This window comes from Butyricimonas hominis (assembly GCF_014287455.1).
In the GTDB taxonomy this organism is placed as follows: Bacteria; Bacteroidota; Bacteroidia; order Bacteroidales; family Marinifilaceae; genus Butyricimonas; species Butyricimonas muris.
This window is the reverse complement of sequence record NZ_JACOOH010000043.1, coordinates 1-1,095: the sequence shown is the minus strand read 5'-3', so window position 1 is coordinate 1,095 and position 1,095 is coordinate 1. Positions and strand designations below refer to the sequence as shown.

General features: G+C 56.7%; 1 protein-coding gene. It reads right to left on the bottom strand.

What is annotated here, in order from left to right; all coding sequences use genetic code 11:
* A partial coding sequence (locus H8S64_RS22085; protein WP_255469675.1) for a DNA topoisomerase occupies positions 1-1,095 on the bottom strand: 1,095 nt, incomplete at both ends.

Genomic DNA, 1,095 nt, shown 5'->3' with positions numbered 1-1,095 from the left:
GGGCAGGTTCTCGGTAATGATTAAGGCGTGGTGGTCGGTCACTTTGCCGTCATTCACGCTGCGGCGGTTCAGGGGTGTGCCGTCCAGCCCGGCGGCATACCCGGCAAAGCGGGGGTATTGCCCCAGCAGGGCGACACGTTCCGGCATTTCATCGAAAACGTCCTCCGGAATATAGCGGCTTCCGGTTCTTGGGTAGGACATCACTTTCTTTTCATACAGGCTTTGCGCTATGGAAAGCGTCTTGTCAGCCGAGAAGTTCAACTTCGTGTTCGCTTCCTTTTGCAGCGTGGTAAGGTCGTACAAAAGCGGCGGTTCTTGGCAGGCTTCTTTCCTCTCAACGGATTTAACCACAAGTTGCCCGGCATCCTTTACCCGTTGCAGGACGGCTATGGCTTCGGGCTGCTGTTCCCACTTGGCGGTCGATTGGGCGGTAAAATTTATTCCCCCGCTGGCGGTCGCCGCTTTGAGTTGCCAAAACTTGGCGGGTACGAAATTCTTGTTCTCCAAATAGCGGCTGCATATCATCACGAGCGTGGGTGTCTGCACCCTGCCCAGCGAGAACACCCCCTGCCCGGCGGCAACGCTCAACGCTTGGGTGGCGTTTATCCCTATCAGCCAGTCCGCTTCGCTGCGGGACTTGGCAGAGAGGTAAAGGTTATCGTAACGCTCTCCCGGCTGCAAGTTATCCAGCCCCTCACGGATTGCCTTGTCGGTAAGGCTGCTTATCCACAGGCGCACAAATGGTTTCCGGCAGTTCAGGTAATGGAAGATATAGCGGAAGATTAACTCACCCTCACGCCCGGCATCGGTGGCGACAATAATCCGGTCGCACTGGTCGAACACTTCCTTTATCACTTTCAACTGTTTCAGCACGCCGGGGTCTGCCTTGTACCCTTTCTCCGCTTTCACCTGACGGGGGATTAGCTGGAAATCGGGCGGCAGTATGGGCAGGCTCTCCCTGCGGAAGTTCGCCACGCCGTAGGCTTCCGGCATGGCAAGCTGGATTAAGTGGCCGAACGCCCATGTCACCATATATCCGTTGCCGGAAAGATAACCGTCATTACGCCCGGTCGCACCGATGATGCGGGCGATGTC